The sequence below is a fragment of the Campylobacter sp. 2018MI34 genome (genome assembly GCF_016598975.1).
Taxonomy (GTDB): domain Bacteria; phylum Campylobacterota; class Campylobacteria; order Campylobacterales; family Campylobacteraceae; genus Campylobacter_D.
The window spans coordinates 1-7,181 of the sequence record NZ_JAENKS010000038.1 but is presented as its reverse complement, the minus strand read 5'-3'; the positions used below and the strand labels follow the sequence as shown (position 1 = coordinate 7,181).

The 7,181-nt window shown below is 25.5% G+C and carries 7 protein-coding genes; all 7 read right to left on the bottom strand.

Going from position 1 to position 7,181, the window contains the following annotated elements:
- Window positions 1-335, bottom strand: a 335-nt coding sequence (locus JG676_RS07510; RefSeq protein ID WP_200217835.1) for a hypothetical protein, incomplete at its 3' end; no start/stop codon positions are given.
- A complete protein-coding gene (gene glf / locus JG676_RS07505; RefSeq protein WP_200217834.1) occupies window positions 335-1,450 on the bottom strand; it encodes a UDP-galactopyranose mutase in 1,116 nt (371 codons plus the stop codon). The genes JG676_RS07510 and glf, both read right to left, overlap by 1 nt.
- Window position 1,451: 1 nt before the next feature.
- Entirely contained in the window at window positions 1,452-2,426 is a 975-nt protein-coding gene (gene galE, locus JG676_RS07500; protein WP_200217833.1) for a UDP-glucose 4-epimerase GalE, read from the bottom strand.
- Window positions 2,423-3,721 (bottom strand): UDP-glucose/GDP-mannose dehydrogenase family protein, encoded by a 1,299-nt coding sequence (locus tag JG676_RS07495; RefSeq protein ID WP_200217832.1) that lies wholly within the window; start codon window positions 3,719-3,721, stop codon window positions 2,423-2,425. The genes galE and JG676_RS07495 overlap by 4 nt, the downstream gene beginning before the upstream one ends.
- A 7-nt stretch (window positions 3,722-3,728) precedes the next feature.
- Window positions 3,729-4,685 (bottom strand): UDP-glucuronic acid decarboxylase family protein, encoded by a 957-nt coding sequence (locus tag JG676_RS07490; RefSeq protein ID WP_200217831.1) that lies wholly within the window; start codon window positions 4,683-4,685, stop codon window positions 3,729-3,731.
- Window positions 4,686-4,736: 51 nt separating this feature from the next.
- Window positions 4,737-6,116, bottom strand: a complete 1,380-nt coding sequence (locus JG676_RS07485) for a glycosyltransferase family 2 protein (RefSeq protein WP_200217830.1) — start codon at window positions 6,114-6,116, stop codon at window positions 4,737-4,739.
- Window positions 6,117-6,119: 3 nt separating this feature from the next.
- Entirely contained in the window at window positions 6,120-7,151 is a 1,032-nt protein-coding gene (locus tag JG676_RS07480; protein WP_200217829.1) for a glycosyltransferase family 2 protein, read from the bottom strand.
- Window positions 7,152-7,181 lie beyond the last annotated feature (30 nt).

Here is a 7,181-nt window from a genome sequence, read left to right as displayed (position 1 = left end):
AACCTATAATATACAGAGATTGGAAAAAACTGAGTTGTATAAAATATACTATGTTCTAATCGAGAAATAATATTAGCAATATTTAAAAAACGAATATTAAAATTAGAATTAGAATAATACGAAATAATAATGTTTTTTTTATATTCTTCTAAATCATCATTAAATAATACTATTATATCATAAGCATTGCTTGATAGTGAATTTCTTTTCAATGATTCCAATGTTACACACAAATAATTTATATAATTTTTATCCACACTAAAAACTATGCCGACTTTATTATCAAACAACGGATCTAAACATTCAAAATAAATATCTTTTATTTTATCAATCATTATATATCTTTCAATTCAAATTTCAATACCCTCTCAACAGCTTTATCCATATCATAGTATTTATAATCCCCAAGCCTACCTAAAAAATACACATTTGTAAGTTTAGTACCTTCTTCTAAATATCTTTTATATAATTTTTGATTTTCATTATTAGGTATAGGATAATATCTTTCATTTTTTTCTTCTTCATACTCACAAGGAAATTCATAAGAAAGTATGGTTTTGTTAGACTTTTCATCAAGATAATATTTATACTCAACACTTCTTGTAAAATCATAATTTTCAGGATAATTTATTTGTGGACCTGATTGCATATATTTTTTATCAAAAGTTTCAAATACTATATTTAAACTTCTATAAGGTAATTTTCCAAATTTATAATCAAAAAATTCATCAATTGCACCAGTATAAAATAATCTTTCGTATTCTATATCTTTTTTTATATCTTTAAAATCAGTATTTAATTTTATCTTTATTAAAGGATGATTAATGATATTTTCAATCATCTTAGTGTAACCATCTTTTGGTATAGCCTGATAAGTATCTAAAAAATATCTATCATCGCGACTTATATACACAGGAACTCTTGCACTTACTGAAAAATCAAGCTCTTCAGGTTTTACACCCCATTGTTTTACCGTATAGCCTAAAAAAACCTTTTTATAAATATATAAAGCCAAAAATTCTAAATCTTTATCGTTTGTATTTTTCAATTCTAAAATAGGAATTTTAGAATTGAAAGTAAATTTGCTTACTAATTTTTGTTCAAGTTCTTTAGCTAAATATTCTGGAAAAACTTTATATAAGGTATCAAGATTAAAAGGAATATTAACTTCTTTACCATCTATAAAAGCCTTTACTCTATACATAAAATAATGCCATTTTGTGAAACGACTTAAATAATCCCATACTTCTTTTATACTAGTATGAAATACATGAGGTCCATATTTATGTATAGTTATATTTGTATCTTTATCTTTATAATCATAAACATTTCCGCCAATATGTTCTCTTTTGTCTATGATTAAAACTTCTTGTCCTTTACTAGCTAAACGTTCTGCCAAAATAGCTCCGCTAAGCCCACAACCTACAATTAAATTTTTAACTTTTTTCATCTTAATACTTTCTATTATTTTCCCATTCCCAAGCACTTTTAATAATATCTTTAATATCAGTATATCTTGCTTCCCAAGATAAAATTTCTTTTGCTCTTTTATTATCAGCGTATAATCTTGCAGGATCGCCGATTCTCCTTGGTGCATAGTTTATAGGGCATTTTTTATTACTTACAATTTCAGCTGCACTAATCACTTCTTTTACGCTTGTTTCTATACCTGTTCCAAGATTAATACAACCACTAAATTTATGCAAATTTTCTAAAGCTAAACGATGAGCAAGGGCTAAATCTTCTACGTGAATATAATCTCTTATACAAGTGCCATCTTTAGTATCATAATCATTGCCAAAAATATTTATAGCTGGAATTTCTCCTTTTATAGCTTTTAAAACCAAAGGAATTAAATGGGTTTCAGGCTCATGGCTTTCACCAATAAGTCCATCCTTACTTGCACCTGCGGCATTAAAATATCTTAAAGAAATATGCCTTAAACCATATGCTTTTTCATAATCAGCAAAAACTTGCTCTATCATAAGCTTAGTTCTTCCATAAGCATTAATAGGGTTTTGAGGATGTTTTTCATCAATTGGGGTATATTTAGGTTCTCCATAAGTTGCACAAGTACTTGAAAAAACTATATCTTTAATATTATTTTCAAGCATAATATTTAAAAGATTTATAGTTCCTATAACATTATTTTGATAATATTTTGCAGGATTTAAAACACTTTCACCCACATAAGCAAAAGCTGCAAAATGGACTATTGCATCTATTTTTTGTTGTTTAAAAACACTAGATAAAGAAAAATTATCTAATAAATCAGCGTGAATAAATTTCGCTCTTTTATCTACAGCTTGTTTATGACCATAAATAAGATTATCTATAACAACACAATTATAATTATGATCTAATAAATGCTTTAAAGTATGCGATCCTATATAACCTGCACCGCCTACAACTAAAATATTTTTCATCTTCCAACACCTTGGTATTCAAAGCCCAATTTTATAGCTTCATCTTTATTGATTAAATTTCTTAAATCAACAATTTTTTTATGTTTTAATAAATCATAAGCTTTTTTCAAATCAAGATTTGCAAATTCTTTCCATTCTGTTAGTATAGCTATCACATCAGCATCTTTGATAACTTCGTACATAGAATTAGCATAATTAATTTTATCTCCTAGAATTTGCTTAGCCAATTCCATTGCTTTTGGATCATAAGCACAAATTTGAACATTTTTTTCTAAAAGTTTAAAAACAATATCTACAGCAGGACTTTCTCTACAATCATCTGTTCCATCTTTAAAAGCAAGGCCAAGTATAGCTATTTTTGGATTTTTAATATCTTTAACACTATTTAAAATTCTTTCACTCATTTGATTTTTACGTTTTTCATTGCCTTTAATAGCTGCATTTATTAAAGTTAAATCTATATCATTTTGTTTTCCCATAAAAGCCATAGCTAAAGTATCTTTTGGAAAGCAAGAACCTCCATATCCTGGACCTGGATTTAAAAAACGATTTCCTATTCTAGTATCAAGCCCTATACCTTTAGCTACTTCTAAGATATCAGCTCCTGTTTTTTCACAAAAATTTGCCATTTCATTAATATAATGAATTTTTATAGCCAAAAATGCATTTGAAGCATATTTTATAGTTTCTGATGAGCGACGACTTACAAAGAGTAATTCATTTTTTCCTTTAAAAGGCTCATAAAGTTTTTTTATAACTTTTTTTGCTTTTTGTGAATTGGTTCCTACTACAATCCTATCAGGATTAAAAAAATCATATACAGCAAAACCCTCTCTTAAAAATTCAGGCAAAGATACAACATCAAATTCTACATTTGGATTTTTTTTACGGATTAAACTCTCTATATCATCACCTGTACCAACTGGAACGGTAGATTTTGTAGCAATTACTGTATATTTTGTTAAATAATCTGCTAATTCTGTTGCAGCTGCGTGAATGTATTTCATATCAGCTTCTTTTGTAACTGGGTGTGGTGGAGTTCCTACAGCTATAATTACCAAATCTGCATCTTTAATACCTTCTTGCATAGAAGTTGTAAATCTTAAACGTTTTTCTTTTATATTTTTATGAAAAAGCTCTTCGAGATTATCTTCAAAAATTGTTAATTTTCCATCATTTAAAGCATCTATTTTTGATTTTTCTCTATCTATGCAAATGACATTATTACCAAGTTCTGCTAAACCAACACCTGTTGGAAGCCCTACATAACCTGTTCCTATAATCCCTATTTTCATATCTTGCTTATCCTTTAAATTCTGTAATCTTTTCTTTAAAATATCTTATGGTTTTTTCTAAACCTTCATCTAAATTTATCTTTGGTTCCCAGTTAAATCTAGCTTTAGCTAAAGAAATATCAGGTTTTCTTTGAGTTGGATCATCTAAAGGTAAATCTTTATAAATAATCCTTGATTTAGAACCTGTTTTTTCTATAATTTTTTGTGCTAATTCTTTAATAGTAAATTCACCAGGATTTCCTATATTTATAGGACCTTGAAAATCTTTTGAAGAATTCATTACTTTAATAATAACATCAATTAAATCATCCACATAACAAAATGAACGTGTTTGCGAACCATCTCCATAAATAGTAATATCTTTTCCGCTTAAAGCTTGACAAATAAAATTACTCACTACTCTTCCATCGTTTGGATCCATATTTACGCCATAGGTATTAAAAATTCTTATAACTTTAATATCTACATTTTCATGTCTATGATAATCAAAAAATAAACTTTCAGCACACCTTTTTCCTTCATCATAGCAAGCACGAATTCCTATAGGATTTACATTACCTCTATATTCTTCATTCTGTGGATGTATTAGCGGATCTCCATAAACTTCCGAAGTAGATGCTTGTAAAATTGTTGCATTATGTTCTTTTGCAAGTTCAAGCATATTTATAGCACCATACACACTTGTTTTAGTTGTTTTTATAGCGTGTTTTCCTTGATAGGCAGGTGGAGAAGCTGGGCAGGCAAAATTATAAATTTGATCAAGTTTTTGAGTGATTTTTAATGGCTCACAAATATCATGTTCTATAAAAATAAAATTTTCATTTTTTAAAAGTTCTTTAATATTTTCTATTTTTCCTGTATAGTTATTATCTACGCAGATAATTTTATTATTTTCAATAAGCAATCTTTTACATAAATTTGAACCCAAAAATCCTGTTCCACCAGTAATTAAGATAGTTTTCAATATATACCTTTTGATTTGTATTAAAAAATTTTTATTATAGTTTAAATTAGATTAAATTACAATATATTCTAAAAATTTTCCTAAACGATAAGAATAATGTTTTTTGATTTTTTTACTTTCTAAATCTTCATCAAGAGAAAAAACGATAAAAGGAAAATCTTTTATCGTTTTTTCAAATAATTTCTCTTCATTTTTAATTTTTAATTTTATTTTTTTAATATTAAAAATAATTTTTGCTAAACCTGCTAAATTTTTATAATTCATTAAAACAAAATATCCTAAACGATAAGGCAATTGGTATTTAAGACATTCTGCCTTGCTTAAATGAAATTTCATAAAATAATTTTTTAACTCTTTTAGTTTATTTTTGAGCAATAAAGGATCTTTGTTTATAAAAAAAATAATTAAAGTTTTATCAAGTAAAGTAGGCAAAAAAATTTGTTCAACAAGAGTTGATATTTCACTATTTAAGTTATATTTTAAAATTTTTATTAACTCTAAAGAAGTTAAAATCCAATTTATAGACATTTGATATCTTTTTAATTCATAAGTATTTTTATCAAACTCTAAATATAAAGAATATAAATAAGAGCTAGAATCTATATTGTATTGTTTTTGATTGCTTATACTAGTTTTTCTGACTCGATATATATATTTTTTTTTAGGATATATATAAATACTACTAGCCATAGAAAAAAGTGCTATACCAAAATGATGATCCTCATGGATGATCTGATTGATAAATTTAATATTTATTTTTTGCAAAAAAGTAAAGTCAATCATTCCTTGCCAAGCATACCAAAATAAATAATTACCTATTTCCCTAGTCCTTTTTAACCATTGCAAAGGAGTAATGATTTGTTCTTCTGTGTAATTATAAATTTCCATTTGAGTCGCTTTATTTTTATTTAAAAACTTATAATCAAACCAAAGAACATTAATCCCATTCATTCTAGAAACACATTTTTCTATACAATCAAGCTCCCAATAATCATCAGAATCTAAAAAGATAATATAGTCTATACTAGGGTAAATAAAATTAGTCAAATCTTTAGTAGTTTTAAAAGCTTTGCAACTTTTATATACCCTATAAATTTCATAAGGATTATCACCTTCTATATTAAATTCTATTAAAGAATTTTTTTCTAAAATTTGAGTTTTGTTTTTAAATGTATATTCTCCGCTAAAATATTCTATGCCAACATTTTTAGCAGAACTATGACCACCATTTTTTTTATCAAAAAGTATTAATCTTTCATCTTTTAAAGTGTATTCTTTAGCTATATTAAATGAGTTTTTATCTGTACTACCATCATTTACAAGTATAACTTGTAAATTTTTATAAGTTTGATTAATAACACTATCTAAACATTCTTTTAAGTATTTTTCTACATTATAGATTGGGATAACTACACCTACTGTTTTATTCATCTTTTACCTAAAATATTTTCTTTTTATTCTAAAAAATCTTTTTTTTATACTATAAAAAACACTATTATATTTTTTATAGTATTTACTAGGATCTTGAACAATGCAAGAAATTTCAGATATTTCACTAACTTTAAACACTGTTTTATTTAACTTATCATAAATAAGTGAAAAATCTTGTGAAAATTTATATAAAAATTCTAACTTATACTTATCATCAATACGCTTTAAATTCCATGAATATATTTTAAATTTAAAATAATAAAAAACATCTTGCAATCTATTTTTAAGCTCTAAATTTTTATCAAGAAACTTATCCAAAAAATCAAACTCATCACAGACGCAATATATTTTATCTTTACTCTTAACCGAAGCATTTTCATTATCTTGTCTATAAAAATAAAACCCTTCTTTATAGAAATAAATACTTGAAGCCAAACTTAAAATTTGAAACCATAATCCTATATCTTGATAAGAAGCCCCTGATGTTTCATTTGCTCTTATATCATATTTTTTTATAAAATCCATTTTATAAAGACTAGATTGATTCATATTCCAAGAATCTTTAATAATGTTTGGATTTAAATACGAATTAATTTTTTTATCATATAAAGTTTGATCATAACATATAGGAAGATTTTCGAAAATTCTTTGTTTTTCCTTATCTTTAAAACCAATAAAATCAGATTTAATAACTTGACAATTATGATAACAAGCTAAAGTATAAAGTTTTTCACACATATCTAATCTTATATAATCATCACTTTCAACTATTGTAAAATATTCCCCTTTAGCTTCTTTTAATCCTAGATTAATTTGATAACCCAGACTCTTTTTTTTTGAAAAAATAATTCTAATTCTACTATCTTGTTGTTTATAAGATTTTAAAATATCTATCGTTCCATCTGTTGAATATGCATCTACGCATAAAATTTCAATCTCTTTCAAACTTTGAAAAATAATACTATCAAGACATTCTTTGATATATTGAAACGAATTAAAAGAAGGAATAATAATAGAAATTTTAGGACTAATCAAATATTTTCTCCATTTATATCTCTTCTTATA